Origin of the sequence: Bradyrhizobium sp. AZCC 2262 (genome assembly GCF_036924535.1) — a bacterium.
Lineage (GTDB): Bacteria > Pseudomonadota > Alphaproteobacteria > Rhizobiales > Xanthobacteraceae > Bradyrhizobium.
Genome location: NZ_JAZHRT010000001.1, coordinates 7,284,592 through 7,299,713, shown reverse-complemented (window position 1 = coordinate 7,299,713; position 15,122 = coordinate 7,284,592). Strand labels below are relative to the sequence as shown.

Sequence of the window (15,122 nt, the reverse complement as noted above, 5' to 3'; positions counted from 1 at the left end):
AACCACCGATTCTTGCGATATCGGCGCGGGCGACCCGTAAGGGTCGCCTTTCGCGTGGGGCAGCTCCCGCGATTGTGGGTTTCGCGATGCATCGAAAGGATTCGCAATCGCTGGTTCGAAGCCTAACGCCACACTGTCCCGACACTGCTGGTTGCTGCCGATCGTAGGCTTGCCGAACATCGGGAAGATTTCCCAACGCACTGCGGGCAGGGCTCCTTGGACTGCGCTTGTCCGCTCTGATCCAATCCGGCCGAACAGCTTTCTCGCGGGCTGCGTGATGAGATCGCTCTTCAGCTAGCGAAGGAGCATGCATGTCGTGAACGGCGCCCGGATCCACGAGCTCCGCTCCAGCGATGAGGGTTGCAGCGATGAGCAAGAGCTTGCGCGCGAATGCTGCCAGAGCGGCAATCCTTGCTGCCGGACTTTTCGTCACGACCCCTTTGCTCGCAGGTGATCGTCAATATGGTCAAGGCGCAAGTGATACCGAGATCAAGATCGGCCAGACGATGCCCTATAGCGGTCCGCTTTCGGCATCCTCCGTGATCGGCAAGGTACAGGCAGCCTATTTCCGCATGATCAATGATCATGGCGGCGTCAATGGACGCAAGATCACGTTGATTTCCTACGACGATGCGGCGACGCCGTCCAAGACCGTCGAGCAGGTCCGCAAGCTCATAGAGAGCGACGAAGTGTTGTTCACATTCCAGACGCTCGGTAATGCCTCGAACATCGCGGTCCAGAAATATCTCAATGATCGCAAGATCCCGCAGCTTTTCGTGGCCGGGCGGTCGACGCGTTTCGAGGATCCGATCAACTTCCCCTGGACGATGGGATTTGCTCCCAATCTGCGCACGGAGGTTCGCGTTTACGCGCGCTTCATCCTGGGTAACTATCCGAATGCCCGAATCGGCCTGCTCTATCAGAACGATGAGAGCGGCAGGGATTATCTGACTGGGTTGAAGGAAGCGCTCGGCGCAAGGGCAGCCGAACTCATCGTCAGTGAAGCTTCGTACGATGTGTCGGACCCGACCGTCGATTCGCAGGTCGTGCGCCTCAAGGCGGCCGGTGTCGACGTCCTCGTCAACATGGCTGCCTCGAAATTCGCCGCCCAGGTCATCAGAAAGATGGCAGAGCTTGATTGGAAGCCCGTTCACCTCCTTGGCGTCGGTTCGTCCTCGATCGACGCGGTCCTGAGCCCCGCGGGCATCGAGAACGCCAAGGGCATCATCTCGGCGAGCTCGTTCAAGGAGGCCGCTGACCCGACCTGGCGTGATGACGAAGGCATGAAGCGATGGAGCGCCTTCATGAACGACTATAATCCGGGAGGCGACCGGAAAAGCATCTTCACGGTCTATGGCTATAGCGCCGCCGAGCTGCTGATGCAGGTCTTGAAGCAATGCGGCGACAATCTCTCGCGCGAGAATGTCATGGCGCAAGCGACGAGCCTGAAAAACGTGAAACTTGATCTGCTGCTCCCGGGGCTCTCCGTCAACACCGGCCCGACCGACTATCGTGTGGTCAAGGAGTTCCGAATGATGCGTTTCACAGGCGACCGGTGGGAGGCGTTCGGACCGATTGTCACCGATTGATCCGTGCGGCTGTTAGCGGCCGCCGTTCGCGCCATGCCAAGGACGAACAGCGGTTCGTCGCGTCGGTGGCTGCGTATGATTCCCTCCCTGGGCAGCATTTTACTCAAGTCAAATCAAGTCGCGTCTACGTGGGGGCGCAAGCACCGCGCTTAAAAGCGCGGTCAAGGACGTTGCTGATAGATTTCGCGTGCCACTGTCCCGCCGCGACGCCTCCCGGCATACAACTGTTTAACCATCCGTTAACCATAGCTATTCATGATGCTGCTCGTGTGTGTTCGCGACGAGCTTGAACTACATGGCGCAGCGTAATTCCAGAGCGTCAGTTGGAGGGGACGAGGACGCCCTGAGCTTTCCCTCCCCGCTGGCACCAGACAAGGGAGCAACAGCCCTCGATCTGGTATATCAAGCGGCCGATGTTTTCCGCGGTATGGAGAAGCACGCCCGCGAGACGGAAGCTCGTGCCCAGTCACTTTGCACGAGCGCCTTGGAAGGATTGCGGCTTGCCGAAATGCGGGCGGAGGCCGCCGAGCAGGCACAACGTGAACTCATCGTCACCGCCGAACTTAAGCTGCAACAAGCGTGTCGAGCGCTGGAACAAGCCCGGTCCTGTATTGAAGGTCAGAAGGACAAGTTGATGGCCGTCGAGCTTCGCGCCGAAGTTGCTGAAGCCGAAGCGCGACAAGCCAAGGAGGCGCTCGCGCTCGTCGAAGAGGCCATTCGCAAGCGTCTGCTTTGCGCAAACCCGGATGCCGATGTCAGGTTGACAGCGGTAGCCTGATCCATTGCGACTGCCATGGTTCACTGGGTGCTACAGTGGGCAGGCGCGGCACGAGCGAACACCCTGCCGTGAGCTTGACGGCAGCCGCCTCCTTTAGGCCAACCATTTGAAATCGAGCCGGCGCATGGGTCGAGGTTCAAGTAAGCGTGTGCCGCGCGCCAATTCAACACGACAGAGCCGAACGATAACTGTCTATTAACCAAGTTGGATTATCTGGAGAGTTGGGCATTCGGGGCGTGTGTGCTGGCTTGCGGGCCAGCCGGTAGTGTAGGCGTGGACCCATGGCCCTTGACCCGGAAGAGTTCGTCACCCTCACAGATCACGGCTCGATGAAACTGCGCGCGGCAGTTTCGCGCGCGATGACATTGCTACCCAAGGAACGCAAGCGGACAACAATCGTCCGCGAGGGTGAACCGGCGATCCTGAATTTCGACCAGATCAAGAACCTTGCGGCGCAGTGGGACGAACGGCTCGTGCCAATCGACTAGTTTCGCCGTGCCAGGTTCAATCGGGCCGTGCCCCAGCCGAAGCGGTAGTTGATCCGCTGGTAGAGCATGCGACTGAAAATCGCAGTGTCGGTGGTTCGATCCCGCCCCTGGGCACCATGACTTCTACCCACGAGGCGTCGGTGGTTCGATTCCCGAAGTCACGCTAGATGATCCAGTAAGGAACGGAATAGGGACCCCCAGCATTCTGAATCCTGGTTAGTGAGCGGGACCGAACTGCCGTCCTACCTGAATGGCGACGCTATCGATAACAACGCCGACTCCGCGTGCTAACCTCGAGTACAACGCCGAACGGGCCCCGACGCTGGCCGACGAGGCTTAGTCGGATGATCGGCGTACTGGCACTTCTGGAAAACGCGACCCGACGCCGGCAATCAGTTAACGTCAGCGAGCATCGTGCGAGTAGCCGCGCGGTTTCTTGGTCTGGTGCCGGCGTGCTTAATGCTGAGCGGCGCCTCACGCCGCAAGGCAGATCTCCTCGCCTGCGGCGGCTTGGACTTCCGCCACGATTTGCGCTTCCGACAGACCCGCGACGTGACGCAGGCCTTCTGCCAACGCTAGGGCCGTGCGGTAGGTCACCCTAACGATTTCGGTCCGGTCGGACGCTGGCAGGCCCGAAACGAAATCGACGATATCATCAACGTGACTCGCCTCGCTTCCGAGGGCGCTATGGGTTCTCAAGAAACGTGATGCGTCGATCCCAGGCGCCCACAGAGCTTCGATGGCGTCCACTTCGGGCCTTCCCTTGAAGGCCGCGGTGTACTCGAAGCAGTACGAGTATCCGATACACCCGATCGGATAGTCTGAGAGGGCGAGACTGTCGTGATAGTCGCAGAGTGGCTTCATGCCGCTTGGAATAAGGTTGGCGACGATGCGTTCGGCGGGCAAGCCTAGCGCGCGAAGGTCCTTGATGGCCAGACGCTCGTGTCCTGTTTCCTCACGCGCGTGGGTCTCGAGATACGAGGCAATTTCTGGCCTGTTCAAGGCCCTGAAGCGGTTGGCAGCTTTACGGAAGTGGCCCGGAGCACGGCGCGCGTTGTGATACGAGAAGATGAGGTCAAACACGTATTGCGGAAGCGATATATTGCGCTGCTTTAGCTCGCCTTCGATTGAGAGACCGAGTGCTATTGCACCATTGAGGAGTCCACCCGTGCTTCCAGGCGTTCCCTGACCGGTCATCGGGCGGGTGAACGGGATTGTGGCGTCTTGGTCCCTCACATCAACGAACCAGGAATCGCCCGTTTCGCGCGCAACGATCGCAATATCGTCGGAAAGTGCTACCCACTCTACTGTAATGTTGTCCATACTTCACCTCCGGACCGCCAGCTAGGTGCACGGTCAGTGGTCAATGAACGTACCCACGCCATGGGAAGCAATGGGTGTCTTCAAATCCCGTCACACGTCGACGCCATCGCTATTCGGGCTGTCTCCATCGAAGGTTTGCCAATGACCTTGGGTAATACGAAAAGGATTTGGCCTTCCTTCCGTTTGTACCCTCCTAAGTCCTTCGGCTCCAGAACGACCACATCGTCTAGGGAAATGCCCATTTCCTCCAACGCGGCTGTGGTACTGGCCTTGTTGGTCAGGTTCGCGCCCGACAGCAATCGACCTTCAAATCCTTTATCACTCCACGCTCGCACGATCACAGCAGCGAGAGCGTCGTTGGGATAATAAGAGGTACAATCATCCTTGGTTTTGCTCATCGTGGCCACCTGATGATGTGAAAGGGATAAAATTCCTCCGCCTCTTCAACGCTACATGTTGTCCTGCATTTGCAGATGCGTCAAGATGCCTCCGCAATTTCAGGGCGTCAGGTCAACCACCTGCTGAGCATGTGATCTCGCAGCCATTGCGATGGCGACCTCCCGCGGACGCAGGCTCCGCGGTCGATGCCGGCACTATGGGTGCGGCTTGTTCTCCTGATCTGTTGCCGATGGAAATCGGGTTGCAGGATACCGACGGCCGCAAGGCGCCCTCCGTTCCTTTGCTCCACTCGCGGAGACAGCAAATTGGCGGCTAGGCCATAACCGCATTTCAAAGCGAGCAAGTTCAATGTACAACTTGGTGTCCTCACACTTCTCGCAGAGGAGGCTGCCGGGTGAGTGACGTTTCGGCATGGCTGCATCGCCTCGGCCTTGGCAAGTACGCGAAAGCGTTCGAGGACAACGAAATCGAATTCGACTTTCTGCCCCATGTGACCGAGAACATGCTGGAGCAGATCGGCGTGCCGGTCGGTCCCAGGGCCAAGTTGCTTGCGGCCATTTCTGAGCTGGGTTCGTCACCGGCTGACCTGTCGCAATTCGAGCCCGGCGAGGGGACAAAAAGCAGATCGACGATCGGGCCACGACCGGCCGAACGTCGTCAGATCACTGTCATGTTCTGCGACCTCGTCGACTCGACCAAGTTTGCCAGCGGTCTCGACCCGGAAGATTTCAAGGCCGTCATGCATGCCTACCAGAGCGCGTGCGGGGCGGTTATCGAGCGCTATGGAGGCCATGTGTCCCAATATCATGGCGACGGCCTTGAGGTGTATTTCGGCTACCCGCTCGCACATGAGGACGATGCTGAACGGGCCGTACGCGCGGGCCTCGCGGTGATCGAGGCCGTGATGGCCATCGCGGGACCGCCACGATTGTCGGTGCGGGTCGGGATCAGCACCGGCATCGTGGTGATAAGCGAAACGGGCGCCGGCGATCCATCGATTCCCTCAAGCGCGATCGGGGATACGCCGCACATCGCGGCCCGTCTCCAGACAATCGCGGCGCCGAATTCAGTGATAATTGCTGAGGTCACCAGACGGCTTATTTCGGTGCGGATCGATCAGGAAGATCTGGGACCCCAGAACCTGAAGGGCATCGCGGACCCCATTCACGCATTTCGAGTGCGGCATGTCCATGAGGACTCAAGCCGCTTTCAAGCCGGCCGCGCCGCGGCACTGACGCCGCTGGTTGGGCGGCGTACCGAGCTGGCTTTGTTGCAACAACGCTGGCGTGACGCAAAGGGTGGAGAAGGTCAAGTTCTATATGTCTGCGGTGTGCCCGGGATTGGTAAATCGAGAATCGTTCACGAACTCGATCATTGGATCGGAAAGCAATCTCATTTCAGTCTGAATTTCCAGTGCTCGCCCCACCACATGCAGAGCGCTCTCTTCCCGGTTATCCAACAAATCAAGCGGCTCGGCAAGCTAGCTGACAATGACTCCGATCTGGTCAAGCTCGACAAGATCGAGAAATTGCTTGCGAAGGCCACTATGCAAGTCGACAAGGTCATACCGCTCGTCGCCGAGATGATCTCGATTCCAAGTGAATCACGATATGCTCCGCTTGAACTCACCGCGGTGCAGAAGAAGGCCCATACCTTGTTCGTGCTCGTCGATCTCCTGCTCGGTCTTTCGGATCGACGCCCGGTCCTTTGTCTGCTTGAGGATGCGCAATGGATCGATCCTTCGACGCAGGAACTTCTCGAAATGGTTGCGGGCCGAACCGAGAAGGCAAGAATTCTACTAATTGTGACTCATCGACCAGAGTATCAAGCGCGCTCGGGCGCTTATGGCAACGTGAGCGGGTTAACGTTATCGCGTCTCCCACGACGGGAGGTCGTCGAAATGACACAGCTGGCTTTGCGCAAACAGAGTGTCCCAACTGCGGTGATGAATAGGATTGTCGACGAGAGCGATTCAATACCTCTCTTCGTAGAAGAGCTTGCTCGTGGAGCCCTTGAGTCAAGCGGCATCGAAAAGCGCGGAGCGAGCAACCAACGCGCGGAGCCGTCGGCTTCTTGGTTGGTGCCGGACTCGCTGCGCGATTCGCTTGTGGCGCGCCTGGATCGAGCACCACAGGGGCGAAGTGTCGCGCAAATGGCCGCTGTCATTGGCCGTGAATTCTCTTACGACGTGTTGCTTCGCGTTTCAAATCTAAGCAGTTCAGAATTGGATTTAACCCTCGCACACCTTCAGCAAAGCGAGATTATTCAGCAAATCGACCATAGGCCGTCAGCCCGTTATGTATTCAAGCACGCGCTTGTGCGCGACGCGGCCTATGAATCGTTGCTGAGATCAACCCGTCGGGAGGTCCATGCAAGAGTCGGCGCAGTACTCGAGAAGGAGCGGCCGGAGATTGTTACGGATGAACCCGAGCTTCTCGCCTATCACTATAGCCTGGCGGGCAACGCTGAATTTGCAGTGATCTATTGGTCGCACGGAGGTCAACGTGCCAGAAGTCGGTCAGCCAACTTCGAAGCCATAGTCCAATTTCAAAAGGCCTTGGAGTTCTTGAATGTGTTGCCAGAGACGCCGGAGCGCCTTTCCAAGGAATTGGAGCTTCAGTTGTCGCTCGGCGTCTGCTTCATCGCGGCACATGGTTATTCGGCGGACGACACCCGCAGTTCATTTGAACGTGCTCGCACTTTGAGCGAGGAGCTCGGCGAGCCGCGTAAAGAGATACAGGCGATGTTTGGCCTGGCGCTGCATTATTGGATGAGAGCCCAACATGATCGGGCGATCGAGCTCGGCGAGACGCTGCTCGCTAAGGCCGAAGAGCTCAAAGACCCGATCGCGCTGACAGTGGCGCATCGTGTCCTTGGAAGCACGTTGTTTACCCTCGGTGACTTCGTTCGAGCGCGTGAACATCTTGAGCGGGCAGTTGCACTGAAGCAGGTGGTTACTGCGGACGCGCGATCCTTATTTTTATCTTATGCTGTGGACCCACGCATCGCTGCTCAATTGATACTTGCCTGGGATACGTGGAGCCTCGGTTATCCCGAACAGGCGCATCGTTACGTGATAGAAGCTCTTGGGCAAGCCCTGAAGCAAGCTGACGCCTATACTGTCGCGTTCGCTCACTATGTGACGTGCGCAGTACAATCGCTGCGTGGAGAATTTCAAGACTCGCTGGCGCACGCAGATCGAAGTTTGGCCCTGTCCAGGGAGCACCATATAGATCTTTATGCACTTTATTCGCAGTTCGGACGGGGGTATGCGCTCGCGAAGACAGGGCAAAAAGAGCGGGCAGTAGCCGAAATTCGGGAGGCCATCGAGGAGGCACGTCGAAGCAATCTTGGACACATGCGCGGGTTCCTGCGCGGATGGCTCGTAACGATACTAGTAGAGATTGAAGATCCGGAAACTGCGCTTTCGACTGTCGGTGACGCGCTGAAACAAGTCAATGACGTTACGGGGCGCGCGTGGGAGGCCGAGCTTCGACGGCTGCGCGGAGACATTTTGCTGGTGGTGAGTGATGACGCTGTGGATGAGGCGGAGCGTAGCTACAATGACGCAATCGCTATCGCGCAGAGCCAGTGCGCTCGGTCATTGGAACTCCGCGCGGCGATATCGCTAGCGCGGCTTCTTCGGAGCCAGGGCAGGAATGCCGAGGCACGCGAGCGTCTCGCCCTGATTTACGGCTGGTTCAGCGAGGGATTTGACACGTTGGACTTGAAGCAGGCCAAGGCGTTACTCGGCGAACTCGCGCAGTGAGGCTGGCCGCTTCGCTCATGCGGGCTACTAGCCAAACCGCAGCGCCCGTTCGACATTTTTGCGAAAGCCGGCGCGGTCGGTCCCTTGGCGGTCGAGCGTGTTCGAAAGTCCGATCAGGCCGCTGCCAGCCGACGAGGATCAAAACCAAACGGCCTGATTGCAATACAAGCCGCCCTTTCGCTCTCGGCGAACGCCAGCATTTGAGAGGCCAAATCACGCAGAATGCGTTGTGCCTCGCGCGCATTTTTCAAGTCTGTATCGTATTGCCGTATCTGCTCGGATGTGACGCAGGTCTCGCGAGGTTGTGGCGTCGCGACGTTCGCAATAAAAAGCATTTGATGGCGCACAGACCGTCGTAGATCGAAGAAATTTCGAATAGGCCGACCCATGAGTTCGAGCGCAAACCACCCAAATGCGCCGGTCGTGGCGACCGAGATCAAGATCACATACGACTGCATTCGCTGACCGCATCTGCTCTGTTGGCGACGATCTAAGCATACCGCAAATGGTTCCAGCCAAATAAGCATGCTTATCGCCAGATTTTTCCCGCCCCAATTTGCCTTTGGCCAGACGGCTCAACACTTCCTTTTCGCGCGGCGTTAGGATCAACATGAGCAAGCGTAGCCCGGATGAGCGAAGCGACATCCGGGTTTCGGTTGTGCCGATCCCCGCATATCGCTTTGCTAATGCGGGCTACTTGCTCAAAGGGAGCGCCGTACAAGTTGCACGATCGAGGTGACTTCACGCCGTCAGTCAGGATACGATTGCCGATACCGCCATCACGCGAGGTTTCGTCATGCTGCCCATGCCCGCAGACATCTTTACTGAGCCCGACAACGTATCCCCCGACGGCCTGGCTAATCTCGGACCCCTGCGTCATCTGGCGGGTGTCTGGCAGGTCGGACAAAGGCGTGGACGTCAACCCGAAAGCCGAGGGCCCGGAGCGTCGGATTTTCCGAGAGCATATCCGGATGGACCCGATCGATCCGCAGGCCAATGGTCCGCAACTGTTTTACGGGTTGCGTTATCACATCCACATCAACACATCAGAGGAAGACATCACCTTTCACGATCAGGTCGGCTACTGGCTTTGGGAGCCGGCCACCGGCTTGATCCTGCAAAGCGTGACAATTCCGCGAGGCCAGGTTTTGCTCGCATCGGGCCTCGCGAAGCCGGATGACAAACGCATCTCCGTCACGGCGAAGCGTGGCGATACGCGTTACGGAATCTGCTCGACGGAATTCCTGGACGAAGCTTTCCGCACGGAGAGTTATCGATGTGACATTACCTTTAACGACGACGGAAGCTGGACCTATGCCATTGAAACCGAGCTTCTGGTGAAGGGGAGAGACCGGCCCTTCAATCATCACGACACCAACACCTTGAAACTTGTTGCGGCGCCGGCACCGAATCCGTTAGCTGTCATCCTGAAAGATCGCGCAGAGAAGAAATAGGATTGCTGAGCACGGCAATTCCGCGAGCGTTTTTGCAAGCATGGCCGCATGAGCGGCTTGTCCGCCGTAGCTCAACGAGCGAAGGCGGAAGCGGCATCCGACATTTGGTTGGTGCCGATCCCTGCATATCGCGGAGCCTGTCAACACTGCGCTCGTCGCTGGGCGCGCGTTCGCGCGACCCGTCGACTCCTGCGGGCTACTTGCTGTCTTATCGTCGCCGACGTGGTTTGGGTTTCAGAGGGTCTGTTCCGGTAATTGCCCGATACCATGCGGCGTCTGATTGCGCGAGCGCTCTGTCAGCGGCGAGATCCGATTGCGCACGGTAGTACTGGCTCAGGGCGAGGTAGCAATCGGTGCGAGCCGGTCCGCGAGGTATCGCTTCGCAATTCGCCTGCGCGTCCGCAACGGCACAAGAGGCCACCAGCAAGACTGCGACGAGACTTGCGGTCCAAGGTGCCATACCGCCCTCCAGGCGCGCCCGCACGGGCATGCCATCGGGTTCAGTAATAACTATGCCGGCGCAAGTTCGCGTTGATCACACATTTGGTCACTTGCCGGTCGCAGCGCCAACATTTGTTCTGGCGTCCCCAGTCGCTTATCCCTGCCAGCCTGTCGGTACACCTGCCGAGGCAATTCGCGGCTCTGTCTTCACATCGCCAATGCTGTGCTTCGGACGATGAGTTGAGGAGCACTCCGGTGCCTATGAGCGCAATCGCGAAAAAAAGGTGCCGTGTCATGATCGGACCTCCTGAGAAAGGCGCGGGCCGTTCCAGATACTAACCTCTCGACAGGGCTAAATCCAGCAGGCGCAGCCCGGATGAGCGAAGGCCGTATGTCCGCTCGGCGGCCTCATTTCCGACCATCAAATGAGCGATCTTACATGGTGATCGCCGTTTTTAATCTATTTTCCGTTTATTGAAATTTCTTGCTCGGGCTGGGCAATGTCATGACATTGATCGATGCCATCGGTTATTTGGCCTCCGCTCTCGTTCTCCTGACCTTTTGCATGAGCACAATGTTGCGGCTCCGCGCCGTGGCGATATGCAGCAATTTGGCCTTTGTGGCTTACGGACTCGGTGAGGAGGTGTATCCGGTGCTGATCCTGCATCTCATTCTTCTCCCGTTGAATGTCTGGCTCCTGGTGCGAATGACGCTGCTGCTTCGCAAGGCGAATCTCGCGGCAGCGACAGACCTTTCTCCAGCCTGGTTGCAGCCCTTCATGCGGGCAAAGCGATTCAAGGCAGGAGAGATCATTTTTAGAAGGGGAGACTTCGCAGACTCGCTCTATATGATCGCGTCAGGACTCGTCAGGCTTCCCGAAATCGATCAGCGATTGTCCGATGGCGAATTGTTCGGCGAGGTTGGGCTTTTTTCCGTCGAGCGCCGCCGCACTCAGACCGCGGTTGCCGCAACAGACGTGGAGTTGCTCTGGATCAGCGGAGGACAGCTTAAAACGCTTTGCGAGCGCAATCCGGGATTGTCACTGTACTTTTTGAGATTGACGGCTACCCGAATGACGGCGAATGCATCCCGGACACCGCAAGTTTTGTTGGCTTCCAAGCCGTAGTGCGAGGTCATAGGCCGTCTGCGCGTTTGGATCGGTTTTGCCGCAGCAGTGCTGGATGCCGCCCGGACTGCTGCCGGCTGATTTGCCTGAAGCGCAACTGCGATTGCTGCTCGCGGGATGCGACCAATTGGCACGACGGGCAAATCAGCAAAACTCTGTCCAGCCCATATCGAAAAAATATTCCGCTTCACGCGCAGCCCAAATCAACCCCATAACTCCGCCCGTCTCATCCACCAAAGGGGCGTTGGCCACGTCACGAACGCGCGGTGAGATGCGGTGGACGCGAATGGCGCAGCGGACGTTGGCGCCTGACGCGGACGGCGAAGTCGTGTGGTTCTGGCGTCGCGGTGCTGGCGCTAAGTTCTTTGAGAAGCAAGCTTCTCAGGGGCGACGGTGGCAAAAGAGCCGTTCACCGGGGAGAGCACGAAGTAAGCCGTAACCCATCGCGCAGGGAAAGCCGGGATGCCTCCGCTGGACCTGTATGCTCGTGTGCGCGTTCTTATGCGCAAATTGCACACGAGACCGCGGGTGCAGCGTGCACCCGGCTTTCCCTGCGCCCTTTGCTTCGATAGAGGGCGGAAGCTTAAGCAAAGCTCGGGCGCTCGATGCCGCGAGAACGCGGACGCACACCCTCTCGCTGTTTGACAGTTGAATCCGAACAATGACCCATGACGAGGGGGACGCGTCGCACGAAAGAAACAGGTCTGGCTTTACCTAGCCGCTTTCCTTGCCGAGCACGAGATCGACCGTATGCGCGGCAATCGTCCGAAGCTGCGCCTCATCGCCGAAGGCGCGTTCCAGCACGGCCAGTCCGCGCGTCACGGTGACGATGTGTAGTGCCGCGGTCTCGGGGTCTCCGTTGAACTCGCCCCGCTTGACGCCCCCGGACAAGGCTTCCTGAACCAGACCGGTGATGCGCGCCACCAGATCCGCAAAAGCCTGGCGCGCGTGCTCGTCCAGCCCTTCGCCTTCGACCGGCGACAGCTCCATTAGTCCCCGCGTGGTCGGACATCCGCGGGGCGGCGAGCCGGAACGAAAATTCCTGATCGTCAGTTCGAAAAACGCGGTGAGGCGCTCCCGCAAGATCCCCGCGCCGAGCGTCTTTTGAAGCGCGCTCACATATTCGCCGGCATAGCGCTCGTAGGCGCAGAGAAACAGCGCTTCCTTGCTGCCAAAGGCATTGTAGAGGCTGCCGCGCTGGACGCCCGCGTCACGCGCGATGTCCGAGAGCTGTGTCCCCCGCACTCCCTTGCGCCAGAACTGATCGAACGCGATGCGCAGGACGTCGTCGTGGTCAAACTCGCGCGGCCTCACGTTTCCCTCCGCTTGCACACCACCGGCCCAATCCAGCCGCCTGACGCCGGTCAAAAAGTATTTGACATGGCGTCAAGAATCTAGGTATCGTTTTCGACATCGTGTCAAAAATTAGTGATAGCCCATTTCGTCCATGGGGTGAACCACCGTGTGGTCCGCCTCACTGGCTTTTCGAAAGGATCCGCGATGCCGCTTATTCACATTTCACTGCGCGCCGGAAAGCCGGAAGCCTATCGGCAGGCGATCTTCGACAGCCTGTATCGCGCGATGCGCGAAACGCTGGACGTGCCCGAAGACGACCAGTTCATGACCATCAGGGAGCATGACGCGGCGAACTTCCGCTACAGCGCGTCCTGTTATGGCGTCAGCCGGAGCGAAGATGTTGTGTACATCCAGATCACCGTGTTCGACACCCGCACCGCGCAACAGAAGAAGGCGCTGTTCAAGCGGACCGCGGAGCTGCTCGGCAAAAACCCCGGCATCCGGCCGGAGAACGTGTTCGTGAACGTTCTCGAATCCGCAAAAGAGAATTGGTCGGTCGGCCACGGCCTCGCGCAATTCGCTTGAGGCGACGTATGCTCGATGCGCGCTTGCCGGCAATCACGCCGCCAGCGCGTCCGGATTGACTTCGCCCTTGGCGATGTCGGTGAGAATGGCGTCGGCCTCTTTCTCTTCCAAAAGGCTGTCGTGCAACAGCATCTGGTCACCGCGCAGTTCGAGCTGGCCGGCAAGTGCTGCGGCTGAGCCGTAAGCGGCGATCTCGTAGTGCTCGAGTTTCTGGGCCGATGCGATCAGGCCCGCATCGCGAAGATCGTCGCCCTCCAGGATGCTGAGCATCTTGCGGGTTTCACGGATGAGGGCCTGCATGGCCTGATCGACATGCGCGGTCGGGTCCGCGCCATGGCTGCGAAGGATGGCCAAAAGGCGTTCCCTCTGCGCGACCGTCTCCGCGTGGTGGTCGACGAGGGCGTCCTTTAATGCGGCATGTGACGCGGCGGCCGCCATGGGCAGCAGCGCTTCCGCAAGCTGCTCCTCCACACTCACCAGTTCCTGCAGTTCGGCGAGATACATGTCCTTGAAATTGCTGATTTCCATGGCGAGATCCTTATATGGGGAGCGGCGTGGCATCCCGGGAGGAACCGGCTCGAGCCGGGCGGCCCCTCGCGTTCGCGGCCTCGCGATCTCTTTCAACGGGACCGCGGTGCATCTGGTTCCGGACCAACGGGCCAGCAAGCGCCAGGAGGTGTTCGATGACGGAATGGTATTTTGTCTGGGTCGAAGGTCTGCGCGGGCCCGTGCCGCAGAAATGGTCATCGGATGGCCTCTGGGGGCAGGTGGGCCGTCAGGATGTCATTGTCCGTTTCACGTTGAGCGATGCGGAGGCGCATCTGCCGCTCGACGAATTGGCAAGGCTGCATCCCATTCCTGACGGGAGATAGCCCTGACGGGAGATAGTCCGCTGCCACAGGAATTTCACACTTCGCTTTGTCTCAGGTTGGGCTTTGTTTGGAACATTGCGAATTTAATTTCGTTGCCGGGTTGAACGGGAGCAAAGAGGCACCAATGTCCCGACGTCAATCCGCTGATCTCGCGGATTGAAGCAGAACTTGCGAACCAGCGCGCGGTGCTGGTGGGGACGAGCGATCAGGATCCGACACCTTGACGCCCCTATCTTTCGCAAGAAGCGGCCGCGCGCGGCTCAAGCCGTTGCGCGGTCCTCAACCAACCCGAAGCCGGAAAACCAACCAAAGCCAGAAGGAGACGTGCATGAAATTGAACTCGGCACAGGTGGAACGCGCGTTGATGCAATTCGAAGCCCAGGCGCTTCCCGACGATCATCCTGTGGTCCCGCAACTGGCCAGCATGTTCGGCGATCACACATTCTTCATCGACAGCGGCGGGCTCAACGTCCTGGAGCCGACCGAGGCTGCCGAGCCGGAAACGTCCGTCGGCATGATCGTCAATCTTGCCTATTGGAGCGATGAGACGCTGACGAAACTGTCGCCGCACGAGCCCGAGCCCACCGGCGTCATCGTCAGCCTCGAATCCAGACACTGACGCTCGCGATTGCGGGAGCGACCATTTCGCGGCGGGTTCGGTCACGCGGCATGCGGCCGGACTCGCGGCGACGTGTCAGATCCGCTTGTGGAGTGACGTCGCCGATCAGGTCTCGAAATGAACTCCGATCCGCCTCTCTTTTCGCCAGACGACGCGACACGGCAGATGGCGGTGGTCAGCTTCGACCACCAGCGTGAAGCGTTCCGGAATGCCGACGGGGGAGCCCACCTCGAGCGCGGCGCCGGTTTCGGAGAGATTGCGGATCGTGCAGTCGATGGCAGCGCCGCCGCCAAACGAAATCCTGCCGGCCTTCAACAGCCGCCGCCGTGGTGCTGTTCTGTGCTCGTCCACTGCATGGACCTCCGCCTGAACAGGGGAGTCTT

Annotated in this window: 14 protein-coding genes, 1 tRNA gene and 1 pseudogene; 10 read left to right on the top strand and 6 right to left on the bottom strand. The window is 58.9% G+C overall.

The features are described 5' to 3' along the window. Positions 1–368: 368 nt before the first annotated feature. From V1283_RS34270 to V1283_RS34255, 4 genes are all read left to right on the top strand, one after another. Positions 369–1,589, top strand: a complete 1,221-nt coding sequence (locus V1283_RS34270; RefSeq protein ID WP_334391026.1) for an ABC transporter substrate-binding protein — start codon at positions 369–371, stop codon at positions 1,587–1,589. A 295-nt stretch (positions 1,590–1,884) separates the two neighbouring features. Then, positions 1,885–2,367 carry a hypothetical protein gene (locus V1283_RS34265; RefSeq protein WP_334393275.1) on the top strand — a complete coding sequence of 161 codons (483 nt, stop codon included), beginning with the start codon at positions 1,885–1,887 and terminating at the stop codon, positions 2,365–2,367. A gap of 281 nt (positions 2,368–2,648) precedes the next feature. Beyond that, complete coding sequence (locus V1283_RS34260; RefSeq protein ID WP_334391025.1) at positions 2,649–2,855, top strand: hypothetical protein; 207 nt, start codon at positions 2,649–2,651, stop codon at positions 2,853–2,855. Positions 2,856–2,902: 47 nt separating this feature from the next. Continuing rightward, positions 2,903–2,972, top strand: a tRNA-Phe gene (locus V1283_RS34255). A gap of 357 nt (positions 2,973–3,329) precedes the next feature. Here the strand turns inward: V1283_RS34255 and V1283_RS34250 are convergent. Both V1283_RS34250 and V1283_RS34245 read right to left on the bottom strand, forming a co-directional pair. Then, a complete protein-coding gene (locus V1283_RS34250) occupies positions 3,330–4,178 on the bottom strand; it encodes a hypothetical protein (RefSeq protein ID WP_334391024.1) in 849 nt (282 codons plus the stop codon). 80 nt (positions 4,179–4,258) lie between these two features. Next, on the bottom strand, positions 4,259–4,576 hold the full coding sequence (locus tag V1283_RS34245) for a hypothetical protein (protein WP_334391023.1): 318 nt from the start codon (positions 4,574–4,576) through the stop codon (positions 4,259–4,261). A gap of 395 nt (positions 4,577–4,971) precedes the next feature. Here V1283_RS34245 and V1283_RS34240 point away from each other — a divergent pair, with 395 nt between their 5' ends. After that, complete coding sequence (locus tag V1283_RS34240) at positions 4,972–8,346, top strand: adenylate/guanylate cyclase domain-containing protein (protein WP_334391022.1); 3,375 nt, start codon at positions 4,972–4,974, stop codon at positions 8,344–8,346. 113 nt (positions 8,347–8,459) lie between these two features. On the opposite strand, the gene V1283_RS34235 is transcribed toward V1283_RS34240, so the two are convergent. After that, entirely contained in the window at positions 8,460–8,873 is a 414-nt protein-coding gene (locus V1283_RS34235; RefSeq protein ID WP_334391021.1) for a hypothetical protein, read from the bottom strand. A gap of 269 nt (positions 8,874–9,142) precedes the next feature. On the opposite strand from V1283_RS34235, the pseudogene V1283_RS34230 reads away from it, so the two are divergent. Together V1283_RS34230 and V1283_RS34225 are read left to right on the top strand one after the other, a co-directional pair. Continuing rightward, a pseudogene (locus V1283_RS34230) lies at positions 9,143–9,800 on the top strand (FABP family protein). Positions 9,801–10,746: 946 nt separating this feature from the next. Beyond that, positions 10,747–11,367: a Crp/Fnr family transcriptional regulator gene (locus V1283_RS34225; protein ID WP_334391020.1), complete on the top strand. Its 621-nt coding sequence runs from the start codon at positions 10,747–10,749 to the stop codon at positions 11,365–11,367. Between the two features lie 714 nt (positions 11,368–12,081). Here the strand turns inward: V1283_RS34225 and V1283_RS34220 are convergent. Beyond that, positions 12,082–12,681, bottom strand: coding sequence for a TetR/AcrR family transcriptional regulator (locus V1283_RS34220; RefSeq protein ID WP_334391019.1), 600 nt, complete (start codon positions 12,679–12,681; stop codon positions 12,082–12,084). A 186-nt stretch (positions 12,682–12,867) separates the two neighbouring features. Here V1283_RS34220 and V1283_RS34215 point away from each other — a divergent pair, with 186 nt between their 5' ends. Next, complete coding sequence (locus V1283_RS34215) at positions 12,868–13,248, top strand: tautomerase family protein (RefSeq protein WP_334391018.1); 381 nt, start codon at positions 12,868–12,870, stop codon at positions 13,246–13,248. A 33-nt stretch (positions 13,249–13,281) separates the two neighbouring features. Here the strand turns inward: V1283_RS34215 and V1283_RS34210 are convergent, their stop codons facing one another. Continuing rightward, positions 13,282–13,776: a YciE/YciF ferroxidase family protein gene (locus V1283_RS34210; RefSeq protein ID WP_334391017.1), complete on the bottom strand. Its 495-nt coding sequence runs from the start codon at positions 13,774–13,776 to the stop codon at positions 13,282–13,284. Between the two features lie 155 nt (positions 13,777–13,931). On the opposite strand from V1283_RS34210, the gene V1283_RS34205 reads away from it, so the two are divergent. Together V1283_RS34205 and V1283_RS34200 are read left to right on the top strand one after the other, a co-directional pair. After that, a complete protein-coding gene (locus V1283_RS34205; RefSeq protein ID WP_334391016.1) occupies positions 13,932–14,120 on the top strand; it encodes a hypothetical protein in 189 nt (62 codons plus the stop codon). Between the two features lie 328 nt (positions 14,121–14,448). Further along, entirely contained in the window at positions 14,449–14,739 is a 291-nt protein-coding gene (locus tag V1283_RS34200; RefSeq protein ID WP_334391015.1) for a hypothetical protein, read from the top strand. Between the two features lie 105 nt (positions 14,740–14,844). Here the strand turns inward: V1283_RS34200 and V1283_RS34195 are convergent, their stop codons facing one another. Next, positions 14,845–15,090 carry a PilZ domain-containing protein gene (locus tag V1283_RS34195; RefSeq protein WP_334391014.1) on the bottom strand — a complete coding sequence of 82 codons (246 nt, stop codon included), beginning with the start codon at positions 15,088–15,090 and terminating at the stop codon, positions 14,845–14,847. Positions 15,091–15,122: the final 32 nt, after the last annotated feature.

Excerpts from the sequence above, each read along its gene's own strand:
- V1283_RS34205 (WP_334391016.1), top strand. The coding sequence starts at position 13,932 with ATGACGGAATGGTATTTTGTCTGGGTCGAAGGTCTGCGCGGGCCCGTG.
- V1283_RS34225 (WP_334391020.1), top strand. The coding sequence starts at position 10,747 with ATGACATTGATCGATGCCATCGGTTATTTGGCCTCCGCTCTCGTTCTC.
- V1283_RS34245 (WP_334391023.1), bottom strand. The coding sequence starts at position 4,576 with ATGAGCAAAACCAAGGATGATTGTACCTCTTATTATCCCAACGACGCT.
- V1283_RS34200 (WP_334391015.1), top strand. The coding sequence starts at position 14,449 with ATGAAATTGAACTCGGCACAGGTGGAACGCGCGTTGATGCAATTCGAA.
- V1283_RS34250 (WP_334391024.1), bottom strand. The coding sequence starts at position 4,178 with ATGGACAACATTACAGTAGAGTGGGTAGCACTTTCCGACGATATTGCG.
- V1283_RS34270 (WP_334391026.1), top strand. The coding sequence starts at position 369 with ATGAGCAAGAGCTTGCGCGCGAATGCTGCCAGAGCGGCAATCCTTGCT.
- V1283_RS34210 (WP_334391017.1), bottom strand. The coding sequence starts at position 13,776 with ATGGAAATCAGCAATTTCAAGGACATGTATCTCGCCGAACTGCAGGAA.
- V1283_RS34215 (WP_334391018.1), top strand. The coding sequence starts at position 12,868 with ATGCCGCTTATTCACATTTCACTGCGCGCCGGAAAGCCGGAAGCCTAT.
- V1283_RS34260 (WP_334391025.1), top strand. The coding sequence starts at position 2,649 with ATGGCCCTTGACCCGGAAGAGTTCGTCACCCTCACAGATCACGGCTCG.
- V1283_RS34235 (WP_334391021.1), bottom strand. The coding sequence starts at position 8,873 with ATGCTTATTTGGCTGGAACCATTTGCGGTATGCTTAGATCGTCGCCAA.
- V1283_RS34265 (WP_334393275.1), top strand. The coding sequence starts at position 1,885 with ATGGCGCAGCGTAATTCCAGAGCGTCAGTTGGAGGGGACGAGGACGCC.